A 24,095-nucleotide genomic window follows, 5' to 3' on the forward strand; every position below is an offset into this window, starting at 1 on the left:
TTGGTGGGGTGTCGGGGGTTCGGTGGTTCAGGCGGGCATGTGGAAGGGGCGGAACCGGCGCGGACCGAAGCACCGCTCCAGCGCCTCGTCCAGCTCACCCAGCAGTGCGAACGCGTCCTTGGGACGCCTCTTCGGGGAGGGCAGCGTGCACCCGCGAGCCAGGGCCCGCAGCGGCCCGGGGAGGCGGCCGTCGGTCACGAACTCCACGCACCGGGTGGCCATGTACACGTCGGTGGCGGGCACGGCGGGGCGGCGCTCGACGAACTCCGGCGGATACGTCTCCCTTCGGTGCGGCACCATCGCCGGGACGTGCGGCGCGGTGCGCCGCTCGCCGAAGGTGACGGAGTAGCACCAGTCCACGAGTACGAGACCGTGCGCCTCGGGGTGGACCAGAACGTGCTCGGGTACGACCGCGCCGTGAACGACCCCGGACTGGTGGGCGTTGCCCAGCGCCACCAGCAGTCGCCGCCACATCCACGCGGCGTCGCGCGGGTCGATCCCGTCCGGGTAGGCCCGCCGCACCTCGGCGAGGCTGTGGAAGCCGGACAGCCGGCCCAGCACGTTGCCCCGCCGCTCCACACCCGTGGCCGCGTCGCGGTGGCGGACCGACTCCACCAGCTCCGGGGCGAACGCCCGGTACCGTTCGGCGCCGCGTTCGCGGATCCGGCGCAGCGCGGTTGCCTCGGCCAGGAGGAGGTCGTTGTCGCGCGGGGCCCGGGGGAGCTTGAGCAGCCCGTCCCGCCAGGGGCCGTCCGGCGCCGCGCCACGGGTGCCCTCCCGCCACCGCACCGGATGCAGGTCGGCCACGTCGCCGCTGGCCAGAGCGCCGTCCCGGCTCACGTGATAGGTCCGTCCCCGGGCCACGAGGGTGATGTCGTCGAGGCCCAGGCCGCCCTCCACCGCCGTGCGGTAGCGCCGCCAGGCCTCGGTGAGCCGGGAGAACCCGGCCGCCGCCTCGGCGGAGCGCTCGGCGGGCGCGGTGTCCGGATGGAGCAGCCGGGCCAGGCGCCGGTACGCGGCGGTCGCGGCTACGGGGATCGCCTCGCCGTCGATCGGCCGGGGACCGAACAGCGCGGCGGGGTCGGCCGCGAGTCCCAGCTCACGCAGGGCGGAGTCGAGTCCGCCATGGGGGTTGTGCTCCACGTTCACCGGTCTCCCTTCGGGGGTGTGGCTCGACGAGTACTCAGGGGTTCCCGCTCACTGCCTGCGGCCGCGTCTCCTCACTGGGCGCCGCGCAGCAGTGGCGGGTGGAGCAGGGCGGCGCCGCCCGCCCGGTACAGCCGCGCGCGGCGGCCGCCTCCCGCGCCACCGCGCTCGGCCAGCTCACCGGTGTCGTCCACGAACCCCGGGGTGGCCTGGATCTTGCGGTGGAAGTTGGCGGCGTGCAGGGTCCGGCCCCACACCGCCTCGTACACGCCGCGCAGCGCGGAGATGGTGAACGTCGACGGGAGGAAGGCGGTGGCGAGCGCGGTGTACTCCAGCTTGGAACGGGCGCGTTCGACCGCGTCGGCGAGGACGCGAGCGTGGTCGAAGGCGAGTTCGTGCCGGTCCCTGCCACCGTCGCCGTGTCCGAGGGCGGTCCACGGAACCCACGCGGCCTCGGCCGTGTCGCGGCCGGTGTGCGGGTCGGGCAGGTCGGGGGCCAACACCATGTACGCCACCGACACCACCCGCATGCGCGGGTCCCGCTCGATCGCCCCGTAGGTGCCGAGCTGCTCCAAGTGCAGCTCGGCGGGCAGGGGGGTCTTCTCCGTGAGCACGCGCAGGGCGGCGTCCGGCAGATCGCGGTCGGCCGGGGCGTCCGGTCCGTCCTGGGCCCTGACGAACCCGCCGGGCAGCGCCCACCGACCGCGCTGGGGTTGCCGGGTGCGTCGGCCGAGCAGGACGTGGGGGACTCCGTCGCGGATGGTCGTGGCCACCACGTCGACGGTGACGGCGACGGGCGCGAACGCGTTCGGGTCGTAGTCGGCGAGGTACCTGCGCTCGTCGGCCGCGTCGTAGTCGCCCGCTCCGCGCGGGTCCCCGATCGGCCCGTCGATCCCCTCGGACACTGCATCTCCCTGGTTGTTCTCAAGATGAGTTTTTCTCGATGTGAGTTCAACCTAGCACCGCTCGGTCCGCCCGTCCACCCCCCCCGGGGGGCGACACGCTGCGCCTGGCGGCCGATCCCGTCGGTGTCCGCCGCTAGCATGGTGCGAACGGACGTTCGAGAACGCGGCCGTGGGCGACGAGAAAAGGACAGGGTGGGGACGTGCGCGTGCTGGGGATCGACCCGGGGCTGACCCGCTGCGGGGTCGGGGCCGTCGAGGGCGCGATCGGCCGCCCCCTGCGCCTGCTGGCCGCGGACGCCATCCGCACCAGCCCCGACACCCCGCTCCCGCAGCGCCTGGTGGAGGTCGAACGCGGCATCGAGGAGTGGCTCGACAAGTACGAGCCCGACGCCGTCGCCGTCGAACGCGTCTTCGCCCAGCACAACCTCAGCACCGTCATGGGAACCGCCCAGGCCAGCGGCATCGCCCTGGTCTGCGCCGCCCGGCGCGGGCTCCCCGTGGCCACCCACACCCCCAGCGAGGCCAAGGCAGCCATCACCGGCAACGGTCGCGCCGACAAGAAGCAGGTCGGTGGCATGGTGGCGCGTATCCTCGGACTCGACGGGCCACCGAAACCGGCCGACGCGGCGGACGCCGTGGCCCTGGCCATCTGCCACATCTGGCGCGGCGGGGCCCAGGCCCGGGTCGCCCAGGCCCAACAGGACTTCGCCCGCAAGGTGGAACTGGCCCGACGCGCACGCGGCCGCTAGCCCCCCGGCCGAGCGGCGACGACACGGCAGGCAGCACCACAGCCCCCAAGGAAGGAGACGGGCACCCCTCCCGGTGTCCACACGAGATGATCGCGTTCCTCACCGGCCGGGTGGCCGCGCGCGGCGCGGCCAGCGCCGTGATCGACGTCGGCGGGGTCGGTATGACCGTCCAGTGCACCCCCTCCGCCCTCTCCCGACTGCACGTGGGGGAGGAGGGCACCGTGGCCACCAGCCTCGTCGTCCGCGAGGACTCCCTCACCCTCTTCGGGTTCGCCGACGACGACGAGCGGAACCTGTTCGAACAGGTCCAGACCGCCTCCGGCATCGGTCCCCGCATCGCCCTGGCCATGCTCGCCGTGCACAGCCCCGACAGCCTCCGCCAGGCCGTGGCCACCGAGGACACCACCGCCCTGACCCGCGTCCCGGGCATCGGCAAGAAGGGCGCCCAGCGCATCGTCCTGGAACTGCGCGGCAAACTCGACGCCCCGGTCATGACCGACGGCACCCTGCCCTCCGCCGACGCCTCCGGCGGCACCGAACCCAACGGGGCCTGGCGCGGCCAGGTCGTCTCCGGCCTCGTCAACCTCGGCTGGTCGACCAAGGACGCCGAGGCTGCCGCCTCCGCCGTCGCCGCCGAGGCCGAGGACACCGGCGACGTCACCGTCCTGCTGCGCAGCGCCCTGCGCAAACTCAGCCGCGCCTAGCCACCAACGGGAACCGGAGGGAGAAGACCCGTGTACGAGCGTGACGCCGTCTCGCCCGAAGCCGACGTCGAGGAACACCAGATCGAGGGTGCGCTGCGCCCCAGGAACCTGGACGAGTTCGTCGGCCAGCACCGGGTGCGCGAACAGCTCTCCCTGGTCCTGCACAGCGCCCAGCGCCGGGGCCGCGCCCCCGACCACATCCTGATGTCCGGCGGTCCGGGCCTGGGCAAGACCACCCTCGCCATGATCATCGCCGCCGAACTCGGCGCGCCCCTGCGCATCACCTCCGGCCCCGCCATCGAACGCTCCGGCGACCTCGCCGCCGTGCTCTCCACCCTCCAGGAGGGTGAGGTCCTCTTCCTCGACGAGATCCACCGCATGGCCCGCCCCGCCGAGGAGATGCTCTACGTCGCCATGGAGGACTTCCGGGTCGACGTCGTGGTCGGCAAGGGGCCCGGCGCCACCGCCATCCCCCTGGACATCGCCCCGTTCACCCTGGTCGGGGCCACCACCCGCGCGGGCATGCTCCCCGCACCGCTGCGCGACCGCTTCGGCTTCACCGCGCACATGGACTTCTACGAGCCCGCCGAGCTGGAGCAGATCCTGCACCGCTCCGCCGGGCTCCTCGGCGCCCCGCTGGAGGGGGAAGCGGCCGGGGAGATCGCGGGCCGCTCACGAGGCACCCCTCGGATCGCCAACCGCCTCCTGCGCCGCGTGCGCGACTACGCCGAGGTGCGCGGAGACGGCCGTCTCACCCTGGACAACGCCCGCGCCGCCCTGGAGCTGTACGAGGTGGACGCGCTCGGCCTGGACCGCTTGGACCGGGCCATCCTGGACGTGCTCATGAACCGCTTCCGGGGAGGCCCGGTGGGACTGTCCACGCTCGCGGTGTCCGTGGGGGAGGAGGCCGAGACGGTGGAGGTGGTGGCCGAACCCTTCCTGGTCCGCTCCGGATTCCTCGCCCGTACCCCGCGCGGCCGGGTGGCCACCCCGATGGCCTGGGCTCACATGGGGATCATCCCGCCGCCGGACGCCGCCTTCGCCGCCGCCGCCGACCCCGCCGCGAACGGGGCGGGCAAGGCCGGTCAGGGCACCTCCGCCCCCTGACCGGAGCCGGGAGACTTCACAAGCGGGCCCCCGTCCGGGCACAATGAGGCGCGTGCGCGAACCGGGTCCGAACCGTTAGCGCTCCGACCCCGGGCGGTGGGTGACCGGTGACCGGCGCCACGTAAACTGGGTCGAACCAGCCAGGACGGGGCAGTGGCCCCGTCTGGTGTCGTCGGACACCGGCGGAACGAGTTGGCTCCCCCGAGCGTTGTAGGCATCGGGTACGACTCCGGCCGCCGAGGTCGGTCGGCCCGAGAAGGTGGTCGTCGCGGTGTCCGAACCGGCAGACGTCGGCCACACGAAACGTCAGGAAGGACGCCCCCGTGCAGGGCATTTACACTCTCGCCGACGCGGCCCAGCAGGAGGGCAGCATCTTCAGCATGATGCTCCCGTTCGTGCTGATCCTCCTGGTCTTCTGGCTCCTCTTCTGGCGCCCGAACCAGAAGCGTCGCCAGCAGGAGACGCAGATGCAGAGCTCCCTGGTCCCCGGCGTCGAGGTCATGACCAAGGCGGGCATCTTCGCGACGGTGGTGGAGATCCACGACCAGGACGTGCTCCTGGAGATCTCCCCCGGTACCCGCATCCGGATGCTCAAGGCCGGTGTCGGCGAGGTCATCACGCCCGCCGCCGACGACACCCCGGTCGAGGACCGTCCCGACTTCGGCGACGACGACAAGCCCAAGGGATAGCACCGGGCCGGGCGCGGTGCCGCGCCCCGGCTCACCACAGACTTCGGTACCGGCCCCCCACCCGGGGCCGGTACCGCTGTTTCCCGGCCAACGCCGCCAGCAGATCCGCCGGGCCACCGCCCGCCCGGACCCACCACAGAAGGCCCCGCCACCCATGCCCCACGACACCGCGACCCCGGACGCCCCGGACGCCGCCGACCTCGCCCTGATCGAGGCGAACATCCGCGACGTCCCCGACTTCCCGCACCCGGGCATCCTGTTCAAGGACATCACGCCCCTGCTCAACGACCCGGGGGCGTTCTCCGTCGCGGTGCGGGCCCTGGCGGCGCCCTTCCTCGGAAGCGGGATCGACCACGTCGTCGGACTGGAGGCCCGCGGCTTCATCTTCGGCGCTCCCGTCGCCATGGCGCTGGGCGCGGGCTTCGTTCCCGCGCGCAAAGCCGGGAAACTGCCCTCGGACACCATCGACCAGGCCTATGATCTGGAGTACGGCACCGCGACCGTCGAGATCCACGCCGACGCGATCACCCCGGGTGGCCGTGTGCTCATCGTCGACGACGTCCTCGCGACCGGCGGGACCGGCAGGGCCGCGGTGGACCTGGTCCGCAAGGCGGGTGGTACGGTCGTGGGATTCTCCGTCCTGATGGAGCTCTCCGCACTGCGGGGACGGGAGAAGATGATGCCCGACGTGGAGCCGCGCACCCTCCTTTCGGTCTGAGGCCGACCTCGCCTCGCTGCCGCCCCCACGGGGGAATACCCCGGCGGCCGGTCCTTGTTGACCTACTCCAGCACTCGGTGTGACGTGCCTGGTGACCTGCGTCACCGCCCGTGCCTCCGAGCCGGACCCGGGTGAACGAGGGGTCGGACCGCTCCCCGCGCAGGTGGGAAGTGGTCCCACTAGACTGACGGGCGAGGGGACCGCGGCGGCCGCGTCAACGACTGGCCCTGATGACACGCACGTGCACCGGAGGCGGGCCGAACGGCGACGTCGGCTCCACCGGGAGGAACCGCGGGAGGTAGGCATGCCAAACGAAGTGGTCTCGACCGGGGCGGTGTCCGAGCAGGGTCCGGACCGGGACAACCCCGAGACACCGACGGCCGCCACCCCCGAGGAAGCCGCCACGCGAACCGAGCGTGCGGACGGCAGTGGTGAGCAGGCCACCGACAGACCACAGAAGGACCGCCCGGAGGGCGCCGCGCGGGACGCGGCGCCCTCCGACGTCTCGGGGCCGGGGGCCCCGGGAACGCAGGCGGCCGCCACGACACCCTCCACCGTGCGAGTACGCCGAAGGCTCGCCCGACTCGGGGCCCAGCGGGGAGTGACGATGAACCCGGTGCTCGAACCACTGATCAAGACCGTGCGGGCCACCCATCCCAAGGTGGACGTGCGGCTGATCGAACGCGCCTACGAGGTCGCGGCCCACCATCATCGCCACCAGAAACGCAAGAGCGGCGACCCCTACATCACGCACCCCCTCGCCGTCGCGACCATCCTCGCCGAGCTGGGCATGCAGGAGGCCACCCTGGCCGCCGCCCTCCTGCACGACACCGTCGAGGACACCGACTACTCCCTCGACGAGCTGCGAGCGGACTTCGGGGACGAGATCGCCGAGCTGGTCGACGGCGTCACCAAGCTGGACAAGGTCAAGTACGGCGAGGCCACCCAGGCCGAGACGGTCCGCAAGATGGTCGTGGCGATGGCCCGCGACATCCGCGTCCTGGTCATCAAGCTGTGCGACCGCCTGCACAACATGCGGACCCTGCGCTACCTCCCGGCCCGGGCCAAGCGGGAGAAGAAGGCCCGCGAGACCCTGGAGATCTTCGCCCCGCTCGCCCACCGCCTGGGCATGAACACCATCAAGTGGGAGCTGGAGGACCTGGCCTTCGCCACCCTCTACCCCAAGCGCTTCGACGAGATCGCCCGTCTGGTCTCCGAGCGGGCCCCCCGCCGCGACGTGTACCTCCAGGAGGTCATCGAGGCGGTCTCGGGCGACCTGCGCGAGTCCAAGCTCAAGGCGACCGTGCGCGGCAGGCCCAAGCACTACTACTCGATCTACCAGAAGATGATCGCCCGCAACGTGGGCTTCGACGAGATCTACGACCTCATCGCGGTGCGGGTCCTGGTGGACAGCGTCCGTGACTGCTACGCGGCCCTGGGAACGATCCACGCGCGATGGAACCCGGTACCCGGCCGGTTCAAGGACTACATCGCGATGCCGAAGTTCAACATGTACCAGTCGTTGCACACGACGGTCATCGGCCCCTCCGGCAACCCGGTCGAACTCCAGATCCGCACCCGGGCGATGCACCGTCGCGCCGAGTACGGCATCGCCGCGCACTGGAAGTACAAGGAGGACCGCAACTCCGCCGGTGCCGAGGCCAAGTCCAAGGGCAGCACCGACATGCAGTGGCTGCGCCAGCTCATCGACTGGCAGCAGGAGACCAAGGACCCGGGCGAGTTCCTGGAGTCACTGCGCTTCGACCTCTCCGTGCAGGAGGTGTTCGTCTTCACGCCCGGCGGCGACGTCATCTCGCTGCCGCAGGGCGCCACGGCGGTCGACTTCGCGTACGCGGTGCACACCGAGGTCGGCCACCGCACCGTGGGCGCCCGGATCAACGGCCGCCTCGTGCCGCTGGAGAACGAGCTGCACAACGGCGAGACCGTGGAGATCCTCACCTCCAAGGACCCCGACGCCGGGCCCAGCCGCGACTGGCTCAACTTCGTCAAGAGCGCCCGCGCCCGCAACAAGATCCGGCACTGGTTCACCAAGGAACGCCGTGAGGCCGCGATCGAGCAGGGCAAGGACGAGATCGCCAAGTACATGCGCAAGCAGGAGCTGCCGGTCAAGCGCCTGTTCAACGGTGAGGCCATCATCGCCCTCGCCCGCGACCTGCGCTATCCGGACGTCGACTCCCTGTACGCGGCCGTGGGCGAACGCCAGGTCAGCGCGCAGAGCGTGGTCGGCAAGCTCGTGGACTCCATGGGCGGGCTGGACAGCCACGCCGAGGACCTCGCGGAGTCGTCGCTGCCCACCAAGGTGGCGACCAGCCGCCAGCGCGCGGGGAACCCGGGCGTGGTCGTGGCCGGTGGCGACGCCGATGTGTGGGTGCGCCTTTCCAAGTGTTGTACGCCCGTGCCCGGTGACGACATCGTCGGGTTCGTGACCCGGGGCAACGGGGTCTCGGTGCACCGCGAGGACTGCGTCAACGCCGCGAGCCTGGACCGCGAGCGCATGGTGGACGTCGAGTGGCGGCCCACCGAGGACTCGATGTTCCTGGTGGCGCTGCACGTGGAGGCCCTGGACCGCTCGCGTCTGCTCTCCGACATCACCCGCGTGCTCTCCGACCAGCACGTCAACATCCTGTCGGCGACGGTCCAGACCAGCCGGGACCGGGTGGCGCAGAGCCGGTTCACCTTCGAGATGGCCGACCCCACGCACCTGGGCAGCGTACTGCGCGCGGTACGCGGGGTCGACGGCGTCTACGACGTGTTCCGCGTCCGCAACTGATCCGCCATTGGCCCGTGAGGGCTGAGCGAGCCCGCGAAAACCGGTGGAACCGGGGCGGCTGCTGACGCTAGCGTGCGTCGAGTTCCGTACCGAGGGAAGGCAGCCCCCCATGCTCGACGTTCGCCCGCTCCAACCCGGGGACGCACGCTCCCTGGAAACCCTGGCCCAGCGCCTGTGGCCGAGGGCCCCTCATCCCGGCGGCCTCGGTTGGCAGCTGGCCACCGAGGAGTTCACCTCCGAGAACGCGGCCGTGGCCCGCAGGGACGGTGAGGTCGTGGGCTGGGCCGTGGTCGAGGGCCCCAGCGCCCTGCGGTCCCTCGCCACCGTCACACTCCAGGGCGCCACCGAGGACCCCGACGCCGGGTCCGCGCTCCTGGACTGGGCCCTGGCCCAGACCGGGGACGCCGCCGTGGAACTGCTGGTCTTCGAGGGCGACGACGCGCTCCGGGACCTCGCCGAGAGGGCCGGGTTCGTGCTCGGTGACGACAACACCTTCGGTGAGTGGATGAGTCGCGACGCCACCGAGGAGGAGATCCGCCTACCGGACGGTTACCGGATCCGCGCGGTGCGCGAGGGCGAGGAGGAGGCCCGGGTGGAGTGCCACCGCACCGCCTGGAAACCCTCCGACCTGCCCTGGCCCGAGCGCGTGGGAACGATCGACCCCGATCTGACCAGTCGGTTCAGCCTCGAGCGCTACGCCAACACCCGCGCCTCGCTGCTGTACGAGCGCGAACTCGACCTGGTGGTCGAGGCCCCGGACGGGTCGCTGGCCGCCTGTTGCGTGGTGTGGTGGGACGCGCAGAACCGCTGCTCGGAGATCGAACCCCTCGGCGTGGTCCCCGCGCACCGGCGCCGGGGCCTGGCCGTCGCGCTCGCCCTCACCGCGTGCGCCCTGACCGCGCGTCGGGGCGGGGACCGGGTGTACATCAACACCACACCGAACGAGGCCTACCCGACCCCGGCCATGACGTACGCGACCGTGGGCTACAGGGCGCTCGACCGTGGCACGTCCCTGGTGCGCCCGGCCCGCTGACCCCGTACGGCGAAGCCCCGGCCACCCGTGTTCAGGGTGACCGGGGCTCCGCGCGGTTCTACAGACGGATCGTCGTGGACCGCACGATCTGGAAGACCGGGTGCCGGTCGGCCTCGGCCTCGAACGCCTGCTCCGGGGCCTCCGGCGGGGCGTCGAAGTACGGGCCCACGACCGCGGACCGGGGGTTGTCCAGGTACTCCTTGAGTACCGGAGCCGCCTCGGCCGGGCCCAGCTCCCGAACACTCACCAGTTCGATCCAGCCGCCCTGGCGCAGGGTGGCGAAACCGTCCTTGCGGATGTTGCGCACCCAGTTGACCTCGCCGTACGGAGAGACCAGGTACCGGCCGCTCTCACTGTCCAGGACACTGAGCGGGATGGTGCGCAGGAAACCGGAGGTGCGCCCACGCGTGGTGAGCAGGTGCAGCTCCGGCGGGCAGGCCCCGTACTTGACGAAGCCGCTGACGAAGGCGTTGGCGGTCCGCCGCAGTTTCGTCATCTCGAACCGCTTCGTCGGTTCGTTCACCATCTTCGGCAACTCCCTCGATCGGATGCTCCCATTGTGATGGTTTCCGGCCACCGATGGCACCCGCGGGGTGCCCGCCGCCCTACCGGAACGCCGAGACGCCGGTCACGGACTGGCCGATGCTGAGCGCGTGGATCTCCTCCGTGCCCTCGTAGGTGGCCACCGTCTCCAGGTTCACCATGTGCCGCATGACCGGGTACTCCAGGGTGATCCCGTTGGCGCCGTGGATGCCGCGCGCGGTCCGGGCCACCCGCTGCGCCGCCGCCACGTTGGCGAACTTGCCGAAGCTCACGTGGTTGTGGTGACAGTTCCCCTCGTCCTTGAGTCGACCGATCCGCAGCGCCGTCATCGCGGCGTGGTTGACGTCCACGACCATGTCGGCGAGCTTGCGCTGGGTGAGCTGGAACCCGCCGATGGGCTTGCCGAACTGCTCACGCGTCCTCGCGTAGTCCAGGGACGCCGCGTAGCAGGCGCGGGCGGCACCGGCCACGCCCCACACGATGCCGTAGCGGGCCTCGTTCAGGCAGGACAGCGGCGACCCGAGTCCCTTCGACGCGGGCATGACGGCGTCGGCGGGCAGGCGCACGTCCTCCAGGACCAGCTCGGAGGTGATGGAGGCGCGCAGCGAGAGCTTCTTGTGGATCACGTTGGCCGAGAACCCGGGGGTGTCCGTGGGCACCACGAAGCCGCGGATTCCGTCCTCGGTGGCGGCCCACACCACGGCGACGTCGGCGACCGAACCGTTGGTGATCCACATCTTGGTGCCGTTGAGGACCCAGTCCGAGCCGTCACGGCGGGCGCGCGTGCGCATGGAGCCCGGGTCGGAGCCGGAGTCGGGCTCGGTCAGACCGAAGCAGCCGATCGCGTCGCCGGCGGCCATCCTCGGCAGCCACTCGTTCTTGTGCTCCTCCGAACCGAACTTGTGGATGGCGGCCATGGCCAGCGAGCCCTGCACGGACACGAAGCTGCGCAGCCCGGAGTCCACCGCTTCGAGCTCCCTGCAGGCCAGGCCGTAGGCGACCGCGCTGGAGCCGCCGCAGCCGTAGCCCTCCAGGTGCATGCCGAGCACCCCCAGGTCACCGAAGGCCTTGGCCAGCCCGCGCGGGTCCGGGAGGGTCCCGGCCTCGAACCAGTCGGCGACGTTGGGCAGGAGCTCACGGGTGGAGAACTCGCGGACGGCGTCGCGGATGTCGCGCTCGGTGTCGGAGAGTTCGGCGTCCACGGCCAGGAAGTCCAGGGGGTCGGGGGCGGCGGCCCTGCGCTTGGAGTCACTCATGGTGGGTGTCCCTTCGTGGTGCTTGCGTGTGTGGGGTCGGTGCCGGGGCATGGGCCCCGGCTCAGCCGACGTCGGTCTGCTGGACGGCGCCGCTGGCCAGGAGCGCCGCGATCCGGTCCGGGGTCAGGCCGAGCTCGGCCAGGACCCGCTCCGAGTGCTGTCCGAGCAGCGGAGGGGCGGTCATCGGCACGGGGGTGTGCTCCATGCGAAAGCCCGCCCGCACCTGCTCCAACGGTCCGGCCGTGGGGTGTTCCACCGTGCGCAGGACGTCGTCGCCGTTGGCGTCGGCGGTACGTAGCGCGTCCAGCACCCCGCGGACCCTGCCGGCCGGGACCCCGGCCCCGACCAGGACCCCCATCCAGTGCTCGGCGGGCCGTTCCCGCAGCGTCGCCGAGAGCTCCGCGACCAGTTCGTCCCGGTGCGCCACCCGTTCCGGGTTGGTGGCGTACCGGGGGTCCCGGCCCAGGTCGGGGCGGTCGATGGCGGCGCACAGACGCTGGTACAGGGCGTCGTTCCCGGCGGCGATCACCACCTCCGCGTCCTTGGTGGGGAACACCTGGTAGGGCACGATGGTCGTATGGGCGTTGCCCACGCGCGCCGGTTCGGTCCCGGTGACCAGCGCCTGCTGCGCCAGGTTGACCAGGCTCGACAGGGTGGAGTTGACCAGTGAGACGCTGATGTTCTCGCCGCGCCCGGTCGTCCGGGCCCGCATGAGCGCACCGAGGATGCCCACGGCCGCGTTCAGTCCGGTCAGGACGTCGGTGAGCGCCACACCCACCTTGCTCGCCGGACCGTCGGCGGGGCCGGTCGTGGCCATCAGCCCGCTCTCGGCCTGCACGACGATGTCGAACCCGGGGCGGGTGGCGGGTTCGTGCTCGGGGCCGAAGCCGCTCACCGAGCAGTACACGACCGCCGGATTGCGCGCGCTGACCTGCGCGTACCCCAGACCGAGCCGGTCGATCACCCCGGGTCGGAAGTTCTGGATCACCACGTCGGAGGTGGCGCACAGGTCCTGGACGGCGGCCAGGCCCTCGGGGTCCTTCAGGTCCACGGCCAGGCTGCGCTTGTTCCGGTTCACGGACAGGAAGTAGGCGGCCTCTCCGGGGGAGTGCTCCCCCCGGTGCTCCTCGGTGGGCTCGGCGTAGGGCGGACCCCAGGAACGGGTGTCGTCGCCCCGACCGGGCTGCTCCACCTTCACCACCTCGGCGCCCATGTCCGCGAGCAGCATGGTGGCGTAGGGGCCCGCGAGCACGCGGGAGAGGTCGGCGATCCGGACACCGGCCAGGGGGAGCGGCGCGTCCTGCCCTGGTCCGTGCGCGGGATCGGTCTGCGGACTGGTCTCACTCATGGGGGGTCACTCCTTGCCGTCGAGGCTGGCGGGGTTCTCGGGGCCGCTGGGCAGCTGATCGCCGTCCCGCAGCTGGTAGTAGGTCTCCAGGCAGCGGCGGAGCGCGGTGGTGAGCGCGGCGCCGGACTGGCCCGCGTAGCGCGTCTGGACCCGCTGGACGATCTCCGCGATGTCCTCGGTCACGGAGGCGCCCTCGACCAGGGCACGGAAGAAGTCCTTGGCGAGGTCGGTCAGGAGCGTGGTGTCCGCGGCCACGATCCGGCCGTCCGCGGAGTCGACCGCGAGCACGACCCCGAGCCGCTGGTACTGGGAATGGCTCGCCACCGAGTCGGGAAGACGGGCGTAGCCGGAGATGAGCACAACCCTCGGGTTGCGGAAAAGCTGCTGAACACGGTCGTCGCCGTACAAAGGAAGAGCACCTCTTGTCTGCGGGCACGCGAAAACTCCAACTCACTGGAGTCTCGCGTCTGAAGGGCAGCCGGGGGAAACCGGACACCCGCGACGTGAGGGCAGTTCCCGATCAGTATGGCCCAGCCGGGACCGTCGGTGTCAAGGGCGGGGGTTGGTCCGGGGCACACGGGCGCGGATGCGCGCCACGGGAGCCGTGTGTTACATTTCGGCACAGGTCACGAGTACCAGCGACAAGCCCCGGCTAGCTGGTCGGCAACCCTCCTTCCGCGGTGGGGTGCCCCGGGTGAGGACCAGGTCCCGACACGACCGTGTCAGACAAGCGCGGACCCCTGAGGCGCGGCCGTCATCGGCGTACCCCGTGGGTCCCCACGACCCACAGAAGAGGTGCCCCATGACCACTGTCATCCCGTTCGACTCCACGCGCTCCAGCCGCTCCGCAGCCAGGGACGCGGCCCGCGACGCCAGGGCCCGCACCGAGTGCGCGATCGTCACCGCCGAGGGCGCAACCCCCCTGGTCACCGGCGGACACGTGGACTACGCCAACTTCGACTACGCCGCCAGCGCCCCGTGTCTGACCAGCGTCGCCGACGCGCTCGCCGCGGCGCTGCCCTACTACGCGAGCGTCCACCGGGGCGCCGGGCACCACTCCCAGGTCAGCACCGACGCCTACGAACGCGCCCGCCGCAGCGTCTCCCGGTTCCTGGGCGTGCGCACGGAGGCCGACGCGTCCGGTTCCGCCGACGCCGTCGTGTTCGTGCGCGGCACCACCGACGCCGTGAACCTGCTGGCCCGCGCTGTCCCCGAGGGGTGCACCGTGGTGGTCTTCGAGTCCGAGCACCACGCCAGCCTCCTGCCGTGGGAGCACCCGGCCTCGCGCGCCGGGAAGGTGGTCCGGCTGCCGCTGCCCGCGTCGCCCGAGGCCGCCGTCAGCGCCGCCCGGACCGCGCTCGCCGAGGCGCCCGAGGGTCCCCGGCTGCTGTGCGTCACCGCCGCCTCCAACGTCACCGGTGAGATCTGGCCGGTCGAGGAGTTGGTGGAGGCCGCCCACGCCGAGGGCGCCCGCGTGGTGGTGGACGCCGCCCAGTACGTGCCGCACCTGCCGTTCAGCCTCACCGCTACCGGCGCGGACTACGTGGCCCTGTCCGGTCACAAGCTCTACGCCCCCTTCGGCTCGGGGGTGCTGGCGGGCCGCGCCGACTGGCTCTCCGCCGCCGCCCCCTACCTCGCGGGCGGGGGAGCCACCCGCCGGGTGACCGAACACGACGTCCAGTGGAACGACCTCCCCGCCAGACACGAGGCGGGCAGCCCGAACGTCCTGGGAGCCGTGGCACTGGCGGCGGCCTGCGACACCTTCACCACCGAGACGCTCTCCCTCCAGCACATCCGCGAGGCCGCTCTGCTGGAGCGCCTGCGCGCCGGGCTGGGCGAGATCGAGGGTGTGCACGAACTGTCCCTGTGGGACGCCGAGCACGCGCGGGTCGGGATCGTGTCCTTCGTGGTCGACGGTCTGCCCGCCGACCTCCTGGCCGCCGCGCTCTCCGCCGAGTACGGGATCGGGGTGCGGGACGGCCTGTTCTGCGCCCACCCGCTCACCACCCACCTGCTGCCCGAGGGGCACGAGCAGGCCGTGCGGGCGAGCCTGGGCGTGGGGACCACCGAGGAGCACGTGGACCGGCTCGTGGGGGCCGTGGCCGACCTCGTGGCCCGGGGCCCGCTCTGGGAGTACGCCGACTGCGACGGCCGCCTAGCCCCGGTCCCGGACCCCCGCAACGTTCTCTGAGGCTCTGCGGAGCGTCCCCCGTGCCCGGAATCCGGGGTTTGGGACCTCGGACTCAAGGAACCTTGTTACGCATGCCCCCACATTCGACGCACTAAGTCACATTTCACGCGTGGGTGTGCTGGGGATCACGTTCCCAGGCGGTACTATCGGGCCCTGACGGTGGGGCGCGCCGTCGCCGGACCCGACCGGTCCGCACCGACGACGCGGCCCGCCTCCCGCGAGCGAACCGGCTGGGGGAGCGTGAACGTGACGGACGTCCGAGGACCCAAGACAGGTCCCCTCACGGCCGTGTTCCGAGCGACCGAGCCCCCGCGCGTGCCCGAGCAGCCATCACCGGTGGTCAGCCTCGGCTCGCGCGGCCGCACGCCGCCCGACCCCGCCGAGACCGAACTCGTCCGTCTGCACCAGGCCTTTCTCGGTCGCGTGGTCGACTACCTCTGCGCGGACGCAGGGATACGCCAGTTCGTGGACTGGGGCTGCCCGGTGCCCGGCACCGCCGAGCGGGTGCGCCGGGCCAACGCCGAGGCCACCGTGGTGCACCTGGCCCCGACCGGGGCGGCGGGGGTGCTGGCCGCTGCCGCGCTCAACGCGACCGTCCTGGCCGGGGACGGTTCCGGTGACTCCGGGACGGACACCGTGCTCCGACGCCTCCACACCAGCGGGCTCGTCGACTTCGACGAGCCCGTCGCCGTACTGATGACCCGACCCGGCACCGAACATGAACCGCCGGCCGGGCTCGACACACTGCACACGATGATGCGCGGCGGCGGATACGTCGCCCTCACCTCCACGGCTCCCCGCCCCACGGCGGAGCGGGCCTTCGCCCCTTTCCTCCCCGTCGAACCGGGGGTCGCCGACCTGACCTGGTGGCCCTATCCGGACGAGGACGTGCCCGCCCCGGGGTGTGGAACCCTGGGCGGACTGGGCCGCGTGCCCAGGCGAGGAAGGGGAGCGACGCGATGGCGCTGAACTGGAACGGCGAGATCCTTGCCCAGATGAGGTTCTACTGGGACTTCTCGCTGTGGCCCAGGCTCGAAGGACTGACGGACGCGGAGTTCTACTGGGAGCCGGTCCCGGACTGCTGGACGGTGCGCCAGCTGCCCGACGGCCGCCACGCCCCGGACGGCGCCTATCCCGAGCCCGAGCCACCGCCGGTCACCACCATCGCCTGGCGCCTGGGGCACATCGTGGTGGACGTGCTGGAGGCCCGGATCAACTGGCACTTCGGCGACCGCACCACCAACCGCGACAACATCGACTGGCCCTCCAGCGCGGCCGAGGCCAGACAGCGCCTGCGCAGGGCCTACATCACCTGGTCCGACCACATCCAGGAGCTTGACGACGACGCCCTGGCCGAGCCGGTGGGAGGTGCCGAGGCACCCCAGTGGTCGGACTTCCCGCTGGTCGTGCTCATCCTGCACCTCAACCGCGAGTTCATCCACCACGGCGCCGAGATCGCCCTCCTGCGCGACCTCCACAGGGCGCGCTTCGGCGAGAGCCCCGGCCCCTGGACCGAACCGGTCTCCTAGAGCACGTGCAGGGGGTCCACCCGGACCTGCACCAGGTGTTCGTCCCGGCGCGCGCTGCGCGCCGAGGCGGCCGCCTTCAACGCACGGGAGAGGTCGCCCACCGCCGAGCGCGGCACGCGCAACAGCGCCCGCTCGGTCACGTGGTCACCGTTCTCCCCCGTCTCGGAACCCACCGGAACCGGTCCCAGCAGCTCGGCGGACTCGGGAAGCCGGATCTGGTCCAGCAGCTCGCGCACGTGCTCGGGGGCGCCGGTGATCGAGGCCATCGACACCGCGGGGGGAAACCCCAGCCCGCGCCGCTCGGCCAGCTCGCGCTCGGCGAACCCGCCCGGGTCCCAGCGCACCAGTGACTGCACCACCGGCAGGGACGCGTCTGCCGACACCACCACGGTGCCGCCCGGCCGCACCAGCGCGGCCGCGTTGAGCCAGCGGCGCAGCGCCTCCTCCGAGGCGCGCAGGTCGGCCCGGTTGAGCAGCGCCCAGCCGTCCAGGAGCACCGCCGCCGCGTACCCGCCCTCCGGGACCACGGGCTCGGCCCCCGGGGTGGACACCACCAGCGAGGGTTTGTTCGGCACCTCCGCCAGGACCTCGTCCCGGCCCGAGGTGCGCACGGTCAGCGACGGGAAGGCCCTGCCCAGCTCCTCGGCGGTTCGGCGGGCGCCCACCACCACCGCCCGCATACGGGTCACCCCGCACTCGGGGCAGGCCCACTGGCCGGCCACCCGGCCGCACCACCCGCAGGAGGGCACGGCGTGCGCCTCGCGGATGGCCAACGGCCCGTGGCACTCCCCGCAACGGGCCGGTTCGCGGCAACCGGCGCAGGCCAGGGCGTTGAGATAGCCGCGGCGCGGCACCTGGAAGAGCACCGGGCCCTCACGCGCGCCGTCCCTGGCGGCCTTCAGGGCCAGGCTCGGCAACCGCGCGCTTCGCGCGGCCTCGTCCCGTGCCAGCTCGCGGTCGTCCCCGGCGGGTTTGACGAGGGGCGCACGGCCGCGCAGGGTCGCCCGGTCGGCGACCAGCGGGAGCGCCCACCCGGACTCGACCAGCAGCTGGGTGTCGGTGGTGCGGGTGTGGCCGCCGAAGAGCGCGCCCGCCCCCGACATGTGCGCACGCATCGCCAGGACCGTCCGGGCGTGCGGATAGGGCGCGTGCGGGTCCACGTGCACGTCGTCCCCGTCGTCCCACAGCACCACCAGACCCAGGTCGTGGACGGGAGCCAGGAGGGCCAGACGGGACCCCACCACCACCCGGGTTCTCCCGTGCAGAACCGAGAGCCAGCGCCGGTAGCGCGGGGTCGGCCCCAGGTCGGCGGGCAGCGCGGCGTGCCGTCCCTCACCCAGATGACGGGTCAGGGCGGCGTCCACGGCCTGGACGTCACGGCTGTTGGGGACCACGATCACCGTGCCGCGACCGGCGTCCAGGGCGGCCCCGGCGGCCACCGCGACGGCGTCGGCCCACTCAGGGCCGGGCAGGGCGTTCCACACAGCGCGGGCCGGACGCCCCTCGCGCAGGGCCGCGACGAACCCCGGGCCCTCCGGATAGTCCCGCCAGGGACCCGGGTCCGTCGCGACGGCCTCCCGCTCCGGCTGGTCCTCCTCGTCCGGTGGGGTCTCCCGCTCCACCCTGACCCTGCGCGGCGGAAGGGCCAGCTTGGCCACCTCGTTGAGGGTGCCCGCGTACCGGTCCGCCACGGCCCGGGCCAGCTCCAGGATCTCCGGGGACAGCACCGGCTCGGAGGAGACCACGGAGTCCAGGTAGAGCAACTGCCCGGCGAAGTCCGAGCGCTCCACCCGCTCCGCCAGCAGGCCCGACAGCAGGCGCCCGTGGAACCACACCTTCACCCGGCAGCCCGGAACCGCCTCCGCGTCCTGGTCGCCGGAGACCTGGTAGTCGAAGTACCGGTCCAGGTGGGGGAGCGGGGTGTCCACGATGACGCGCGCCACCGGAAGGCTCGCGGCGGGCCTTCGGGGCTCGGGACGGGACGCCTCCTTGGCCCTGGCCTTGGCCAGCGCCTTGGGGTCCAGCAGTTCCGACACGTCGAAGAGGCCGTCGTCGGGCTGGTCGGGCTGCTCAGTCATCACCCTTGGTTTACCAGAACCCGCCGACAACACCGCCTTTCCCGCTCGGGAGCCCCCACGGGTACTGGTAGAACAGTGACCCGTAGGCGCAGCGGAGGGGGACCCGAACATGAAGCTTGTCTTTGCCGGAACACCGGAGGTGGCGGTGCCATCACTCAGGGCGCTCATCGACTCCGAACACGAGGTCGCCGCGGTGGTCACCCGGCCCGACGCGCGGGCCGGTCGAGGACGCAGGGTCTCGGCCAGCCCCGTCGCGGAACTCGCCGAGAGCGAGGGCATCGAGGTCCTCAAGCCCGCCAAGGCCGGGGACCCCGAGTTCCTGGCGCGCCTGTCGGAGATCGCCCCCGACTGCTGCCCGGTGGTGGCCTACGGCGCACTGCTGCCGCAGTCCGCGCTGGACGTGCCCAAGCACGGCTGGGTGAACCTGCACTTCTCCCTGCTGCCCGCGTGGCGCGGCGCGGCCCCGGTCCAGCACGCCGTCCTGCACGGAGACGACGTCACCGGAGCCTCCACCTTCCGTATCGTCAAGGAACTGGACGCCGGTCCGGTCTATGGCACCCTCGCCGAGACGGTCCGGCCCACCGACACCAGCGGGGAGCTGCTCGGACGCCTCGCCGTGTCCGGCGCGGGGCTCCTGGTGCGCACCGTGGACGGCATCGCCTCCGGGGAACTGAGCCCGGTCCCGCAGCCGGACGCGGACGTGTCCTACGCGGGCAAGCTCACCACCCTGGACGCCGAACTCGACTTCACCGCGCCCGCCCAGCGCGTGGACCGGGTCGCCCGCGCGTGCACGCCCGCGCCCGGCGCCTGGACCACCTTCCGGGGCACGCGTCTGAAGCTGGGCGCGGTGCGTCCCGTCACCGACGCCGACCGGCCCGAACTCGACCCCGGCCAGCTGCACGCGGACAAGAAGCGCGTCATCGTCGGCACCAGCACCCACCCCGTCGAGCTCGGGTGGGTCCAGCCGCAGGGCAAGAAGGAGATGGCCGCCGTGGACTGGGCCCGTGGCGTGCGTCCCACCGATGACGACCGACTCGGCCGCTGAGCTGCCGTACGCTCGGACCTGGCGTGCGTGAACGCGCGTCGGCACCCGTCCCCGGCTTGTTGAGGCAGAGCACACGTTGAGCGAGCAGTCCCGGTCCCGGAACCAGCGTCCCCGTAAGGGTGGAAAGCCCAGGCAGGGCGGTGGCCACCGGAGCGGGCCGCCGCAGCCCCGCGACCCCGCCCGGCGCGTCGCCTACGACGTGCTGCGCGCGGTGGAGCAGCGCGACGCCTACGCGAACCTGCTGCTGCCCGCCCAGCTCAGTGAGCGCGGCATCCACGGCCGGGACGCGGCGCTGGCCACCGAGCTCACCTACGGGACGCTACGCCGTCAGGGCACCTACGACGCGATCCTGGAGACCTGCGTCGACCGCTCGCTGGCCTCGGTGGACGCCGAGGTGCTTCCGCTGCTGCGGCTCGGCTCCCACCAGCTGCTGTCCACGAACATCCCGCCGCACGCCGCCGTCAGCGAGACCGTGGACCTGGCCCGCCGGGTGGTGGGCCAGCACCGGGGCAAGTTCGTCAACGCGATCCTGCGCAAGGTGAGCGCCCGCGACCTGGACGCGTGGATCGAGATCGTCGCCCCCGACCGCGAGCGCGACCCCAGCGGCTACCTGTCCGTGGTCCAGAGCCACCCGCGCTGGGTGGTCAAGGAGCTGGCCCGCGCCCTGGGGGAGCGGGCCAGGGACGGTCTGGTCCGAACCGAGGAGCTGCTGGTCGCGCACAACGAGCGCCCCAAAGTCACCCTCGTGGCCAAGCCTGGCCGCGCGAAGGTCGCGGACCTGGAGGAGTCCGGGGCCCTCCCCGGCCGCTACTCGCCCTTCGCCGCCTACCTTCCCGAGGGCGACCCGGGACTCGTCCGCGAGGTCCGCCAGAACCGGGCCGCGGTCCAGGACGAGGCCAGCCAGCTGGTCGCCCTCGCGCTCTCCCGAGTGGACGCCAGGGGCGACGACCGCCTGTGGCTGGACATGTGCGCGGGCCCCGGGGGCAAGGCCGGCCTGCTGGCCAGCCTCGCGGGCCAGGGCGAGGCCCGCCTGGTGGCCTCCGAGCTCCAGCCCGCCCGCGCCGGTCTGGTCGCCAACGCCGTGCGCCGCGCCCCCCGCGACGCGGGCCGCGCCATCGTCGCGGACGGCACCCGACCGGCTTGGAAGCCGGGTTCCTTCGACCGCGTCCTGGCCGACGTACCGTGCACCGGCCTGGGCGCACTGCGTCGCCGCCCGGAGTCCCGCTGGCGCCGGGGTCCGGAGAACGTCACCCAGTTGGCCCCGCTCCAGCACGAGCTGCTCACCCGGGCGGTCGAGTCCGCGCGTCCCGGCGGCGTGGTCGCCTACGTGACCTGCTCGCCGCACCTGGACGAGACCGACGGGATCGTTCGGAAGGTGCTGGACGAGCGAGACGACCTCGAACTCCTGCGCGCCCCGGACTACCTCGACGAGGTCCCCGACCTCGCCGCGGGTCCCGAGGGGAAGTACGCCCAGTTCTGGCCGCACGTCCACGGCACGGACGCCATGTTCCTCGCCCTCTTCCGGCGCAAGCCGGAGTAGGCGGGACCGGACACCACCCCTGGGCCACCGTGCCCAGGGGTGTTTTTCGGACATTGAGGAATCTACGCCGTAAAGGCGGCGCCTCAGTCGGTGCCCGTCGCGACGATCACGCAGATCATGCAGGAGTTACCCGCCTCCCTGAGCAGGTAGCGGTAGGACTCGGCCCGGACCTCCTCACCGCTCGCGTCGAGATAGGACCAGCGCACGTGCGCCCACACGAGTCGGTCGGTGAGCTCCTCGATCCCACGGATCTCGGGGACGGCCTCGACCATCCCGCGCTCCCTGTACCCCTCCGCGGCGCCCGCGAAGGCACCTCTGACGTCCTCGGGCGACGTCACAGGGATGCTCTCGACGTCCCCCGCGACGTAGGCCGGATAGCCGTACCTCGCGGCCACGCCGTCCAGGTCGCCGCGTACCAGCTCCCGGCTGTAGGCCTCCAGGAAGTCCCTCAGCCCGTCCTCGTCCAGCATGGTTCCCCCTCGGTCGGTCGTGCCCCCGAGGCACACCTGCCCCGAACCCGCCCCGATACACTGCTGACGTGGCAATTCAGATCTCTCCCAGCATCCTCAGCGCCGACTTCGCGCACCTCGCCGACGAGGCCGCCCGCGTCCCCAGCGCGGACTGGCTGCACGTCGACGTCATGGACGGACACTTCGTCCCCAACCTCACCCTGGGCCTGCCCATCGTGGAGTCCCTCCTCAAGGCGACCACCACGCCGCTGGACTGCCATCTGATGATCGAGGACCCCGACCGATGGGCCCCGGCCTACGCCGAGGCGGGCGCGGGCAGCGTCACCATCCACGCCGGGGCCGCCAACGCCCCCGTGCGCACCCTGCGCGAGATCCGCAGGCACGGCGCCCGTGCCGGACTGGCCCTCAACCCCGCCGAACCGGTCGACCCCTACGAGGATCTGATCGGCGAGATGGACATGCTCCTGCTCATGACCGTCGAGCCCGGCTTCGGCGGGCAGCGGTTCCTGGACCTCGTGCTGCCCAAGATCCGCCGGGCCCGCGAACTCCTCGACAACCGGGACGCCTCGGTGTGGCTCCAGGTCGACGGCGGAGTGAGCGACGAGACCATCGAACGCGCCGCCGAGGCAGGAGCCGACGTGTTCGTGGCCGGTTCCGCCGTCTACGGAGCCCAGGACCCGGACGGCGCCATCGAGTCCCTGCGCGCCCAGGCCCGCAAGGCGAGCCCGCTCGCCTGACCGCCTCCGGTAACGATCGCGGCGCGCCGGGCCCAGGGGCCTGGCCACCGTCGGCGGTGCGCCCTATGCTGCCCGCTGTAGTCGTCGATATCGCTTGGTCGCGGCTCCGTCTTCCCCCCGGGGGAGCGGCGCGGCGTGAGCGCGTTGCCAGGCGCGGACCCGTGGAGTACGCGTGAGGACCACCGAGTACCTGGCCATGGACGCCCTCTGGGAGGCGGAGAACACCGCGATCCGCTGGTTGCAGGGGCTGACCGACTGGCTCGCCCTTCCCTTGGGGGCCGTCACCTTCCTGGGCTCACAGGGCGTCATCGTCGTCCTGCTGGTGACCGTCTTCTGGTGCTTCAACGCGGGCCTGGGCGCCCGGCTCTTCGTGGCGGTCATCGCCTCGGCGGTGGTCAACAACCTGCTCAAGTCGGTGCTGTACGGATCCCGGCCCTACTGGTTCGACGCGCGCGTCACCGGACACGCCCAGCACGGCGGTTTCGGGATGCCCTCGGGGCACAGCCAGGCGGCGGTGGTGACCTACGGCTATCTCGCGGCCAGGTCCGGCCGCCGGAGCCTGGTGTGGGCGGCCGTCGCGGTGATCGCCCTGGTGGCCCTGTCCCGGATCCTCCTGGGCGTGCACTACTTCAGTGACGTCGTGGTGGGTCTGGCCGTGGGCGGGTTCGTGCTGTGGCTGGTGCTGCGCTACGAGGACCGTGTGCTGGCCTGGTGGCTCTCGCTGGACACGGTGCGTTGGGTGTCGTACCTGCTGGTCGCCGCTCTGGCGCCGTGTGTGGTCGCGACGGCCTGGCAGACGGGCGTACGCGGGGACTGGGTCGTCCCGACCACCGAGTGGATCGGCGCCACTCCCGCGGACCCGGCAGGGCACACCCTGGTCGGGCTCCACACGACCTGCGGCGCCCTGCTCGGCGGGGTCCTCGGCTTCACCCTGCTGTACCGGCGCGGCTGGTACAGCGCGGAGGGCACCGTCACGGCCCGCGCCGCCCGGTTGGCCCTCGGGAGCTCCGTGGCCGTCCTCATCCTGGTGGTGGAACGGGTCCTCTTCCGGGACCTGGAGGGCCTGCCCTCGGCCCTGGTGTCGTTCCTGGTCTACGGCGCGGTGGCCTTCTGGGCGTCCTTCGGGGCGCCGGAGATGTTCCTGCGCGGCGGCCTGGCCCACCGCCCCGAACCGCCCTCGCGGGAGAGGGCTCCGACCACAGGTGCGCAATGAACCCCGTCACACCGGCTATGCGCCGCGTGGGCGAGGGGTTACCATCGAGTCGTTAGACAACAGTCAAACGCGTGCTCCGGGGTCGGTGAAAGTCCGAACCGGCGGTGACAGTCCGCGACCCGGTCGATTCCATCGACCGGTTGAACCGGTGGAATTCCGGTACCGACGGTTAAAGTCCGGATGGGAGGCAGTGCGCGTTGGGGCGGGTCCGAGCCGTGCCGAACCTTGGCGACGGTTTCGTGTTCCGTCCCTGTCGTGGACCCGTGATTCCACACCCTTTTCCCCGGAGCCGTGCCAGGCGAA

At 72.3% G+C, this 24,095-nt stretch carries 22 protein-coding genes and 2 riboswitches; of the genes, 14 read left to right on the top strand and 8 right to left on the bottom strand.

The window, feature by feature from the left end:
* Positions 1-27: 27 nt before the first annotated feature.
* A complete protein-coding gene (locus tag ADX84_RS03860) occupies positions 28-1,149 on the bottom strand; it encodes a molecular chaperone DnaJ (RefSeq protein WP_049567585.1) in 1,122 nt (373 codons plus the stop codon).
* A 71-nt stretch (positions 1,150-1,220) separates the two neighbouring features.
* Positions 1,221-2,027: an NUDIX hydrolase gene (locus tag ADX84_RS03865; protein WP_049567736.1), complete on the bottom strand. Its 807-nt coding sequence runs from the start codon at positions 2,025-2,027 to the stop codon at positions 1,221-1,223.
* A gap of 224 nt (positions 2,028-2,251) precedes the next feature.
* Here ADX84_RS03865 and ruvC point away from each other — a divergent pair, with 224 nt between their 5' ends.
* From ruvC to ADX84_RS03900, 7 genes are all read left to right on the top strand, one after another.
* On the top strand, positions 2,252-2,800 hold the full coding sequence (gene ruvC, locus ADX84_RS03870; RefSeq protein ID WP_017546177.1) for a crossover junction endodeoxyribonuclease RuvC: 549 nt from the start codon (positions 2,252-2,254) through the stop codon (positions 2,798-2,800).
* Positions 2,801-2,886: 86 nt separating this feature from the next.
* The gene (gene ruvA / locus ADX84_RS03875; protein ID WP_049567588.1) at positions 2,887-3,504 is read left to right on the top strand and encodes a Holliday junction branch migration protein RuvA; all 618 of its coding nucleotides are present in this window, start codon (positions 2,887-2,889) and stop codon (positions 3,502-3,504) included.
* Between the two features lie 30 nt (positions 3,505-3,534).
* On the top strand, positions 3,535-4,611 hold the full coding sequence (gene ruvB / locus ADX84_RS03880) for a Holliday junction branch migration DNA helicase RuvB (protein ID WP_049567592.1): 1,077 nt from the start codon (positions 3,535-3,537) through the stop codon (positions 4,609-4,611).
* 323 nt (positions 4,612-4,934) lie between these two features.
* Positions 4,935-5,300 (top strand): preprotein translocase subunit YajC, encoded by a 366-nt coding sequence (gene yajC, locus ADX84_RS03885; protein WP_017546174.1) that lies wholly within the window; start codon positions 4,935-4,937, stop codon positions 5,298-5,300.
* 154 nt (positions 5,301-5,454) lie between these two features.
* Positions 5,455-6,018, top strand: coding sequence for an adenine phosphoribosyltransferase (locus tag ADX84_RS03890; protein WP_049567595.1), 564 nt, complete (start codon positions 5,455-5,457; stop codon positions 6,016-6,018).
* Positions 6,019-6,625: 607 nt separating this feature from the next.
* Positions 6,626-8,809, top strand: a complete 2,184-nt coding sequence (locus tag ADX84_RS03895) for a bifunctional (p)ppGpp synthetase/guanosine-3',5'-bis(diphosphate) 3'-pyrophosphohydrolase (protein WP_049567741.1) — start codon at positions 6,626-6,628, stop codon at positions 8,807-8,809.
* Positions 8,810-8,918: 109 nt separating this feature from the next.
* Entirely contained in the window at positions 8,919-9,842 is a 924-nt protein-coding gene (locus tag ADX84_RS03900; protein WP_049567600.1) for a GNAT family N-acetyltransferase, read from the top strand.
* Between the two features lie 58 nt (positions 9,843-9,900).
* Here the strand turns inward: ADX84_RS03900 and ADX84_RS03905 are convergent, their stop codons facing one another.
* The 4 genes from ADX84_RS03905 to ADX84_RS03920 form a co-directional block, all read right to left on the bottom strand.
* Complete coding sequence (locus tag ADX84_RS03905; protein WP_049567603.1) at positions 9,901-10,368, bottom strand: nitroreductase/quinone reductase family protein; 468 nt, start codon at positions 10,366-10,368, stop codon at positions 9,901-9,903.
* Between the two features lie 79 nt (positions 10,369-10,447).
* On the bottom strand, positions 10,448-11,641 hold the full coding sequence (locus ADX84_RS03910) for an acyl-CoA dehydrogenase family protein (RefSeq protein ID WP_049567606.1): 1,194 nt from the start codon (positions 11,639-11,641) through the stop codon (positions 10,448-10,450).
* A gap of 61 nt (positions 11,642-11,702) precedes the next feature.
* Positions 11,703-12,989, bottom strand: coding sequence for a CaiB/BaiF CoA-transferase family protein (locus tag ADX84_RS03915; protein ID WP_049567609.1), 1,287 nt, complete (start codon positions 12,987-12,989; stop codon positions 11,703-11,705).
* A gap of 6 nt (positions 12,990-12,995) precedes the next feature.
* Positions 12,996-13,397: a DUF3870 domain-containing protein gene (locus ADX84_RS03920; protein ID WP_049567612.1), complete on the bottom strand. Its 402-nt coding sequence runs from the start codon at positions 13,395-13,397 to the stop codon at positions 12,996-12,998.
* Positions 13,398-13,613: 216 nt separating this feature from the next.
* Positions 13,614-13,728, top strand: a riboswitch (SAM riboswitch).
* A 63-nt stretch (positions 13,729-13,791) separates the two neighbouring features.
* Between ADX84_RS03920 and ADX84_RS03925 the strand changes: the two genes are divergently transcribed.
* The 3 genes from ADX84_RS03925 to ADX84_RS03935 all read left to right on the top strand — a co-directional run bounded on the left by ADX84_RS03925 (position 13,792) and on the right by ADX84_RS03935 (position 16,709).
* Positions 13,792-15,180: an aminotransferase class V-fold PLP-dependent enzyme gene (locus tag ADX84_RS03925; RefSeq protein ID WP_049567615.1), complete on the top strand. Its 1,389-nt coding sequence runs from the start codon at positions 13,792-13,794 to the stop codon at positions 15,178-15,180.
* 288 nt (positions 15,181-15,468) lie between these two features.
* Complete coding sequence (locus ADX84_RS03930) at positions 15,469-16,149, top strand: SAM-dependent methyltransferase (protein ID WP_234003833.1); 681 nt, start codon at positions 15,469-15,471, stop codon at positions 16,147-16,149.
* Positions 16,140-16,709: a DinB family protein gene (locus ADX84_RS03935; RefSeq protein ID WP_049567620.1), complete on the top strand. Its 570-nt coding sequence runs from the start codon at positions 16,140-16,142 to the stop codon at positions 16,707-16,709. Before ADX84_RS03930 ends, ADX84_RS03935 begins: the two co-directional genes overlap by 10 nt.
* Here ADX84_RS03935 and ADX84_RS03940 read toward each other — a convergent pair.
* Positions 16,706-18,787 carry a primosomal protein N' gene (locus ADX84_RS03940; RefSeq protein ID WP_049567623.1) on the bottom strand — a complete coding sequence of 694 codons (2,082 nt, stop codon included), beginning with the start codon at positions 18,785-18,787 and terminating at the stop codon, positions 16,706-16,708. The genes ADX84_RS03935 and ADX84_RS03940 overlap by 4 nt on opposite strands.
* A gap of 109 nt (positions 18,788-18,896) precedes the next feature.
* On the opposite strand from ADX84_RS03940, the gene fmt reads away from it, so the two are divergent.
* Complete coding sequence (fmt, locus tag ADX84_RS03945; RefSeq protein WP_026129531.1) at positions 18,897-19,832, top strand: methionyl-tRNA formyltransferase; 936 nt, start codon at positions 18,897-18,899, stop codon at positions 19,830-19,832.
* Positions 19,833-19,908: 76 nt separating this feature from the next.
* Positions 19,909-21,372, top strand: a complete 1,464-nt coding sequence (locus tag ADX84_RS03950) for an RsmB/NOP family class I SAM-dependent RNA methyltransferase (RefSeq protein WP_049567626.1) — start codon at positions 19,909-19,911, stop codon at positions 21,370-21,372.
* A gap of 83 nt (positions 21,373-21,455) precedes the next feature.
* Here the strand turns inward: ADX84_RS03950 and ADX84_RS03955 are convergent, their stop codons facing one another.
* A complete protein-coding gene (locus ADX84_RS03955) occupies positions 21,456-21,842 on the bottom strand; it encodes a hypothetical protein (protein WP_049567634.1) in 387 nt (128 codons plus the stop codon).
* Positions 21,843-21,910: 68 nt separating this feature from the next.
* On the opposite strand from ADX84_RS03955, the gene rpe reads away from it, so the two are divergent.
* Positions 21,911-22,579, top strand: a complete 669-nt coding sequence (gene rpe, locus ADX84_RS03960) for a ribulose-phosphate 3-epimerase (RefSeq protein ID WP_017546159.1) — start codon at positions 21,911-21,913, stop codon at positions 22,577-22,579.
* Positions 22,580-22,775: 196 nt separating this feature from the next.
* Entirely contained in the window at positions 22,776-23,792 is a 1,017-nt protein-coding gene (locus ADX84_RS03965; protein WP_049567744.1) for a phosphatase PAP2 family protein, read from the top strand.
* Positions 23,793-23,859: 67 nt separating this feature from the next.
* Positions 23,860-23,990, top strand: a riboswitch (FMN riboswitch).
* Positions 23,991-24,095: the final 105 nt, after the last annotated feature.

Source organism: Nocardiopsis sp. SBT366 (genome assembly GCF_001083815.1).
Classification (GTDB): domain Bacteria; phylum Actinomycetota; class Actinomycetes; order Streptosporangiales; family Streptosporangiaceae; genus Nocardiopsis; species Nocardiopsis prasina.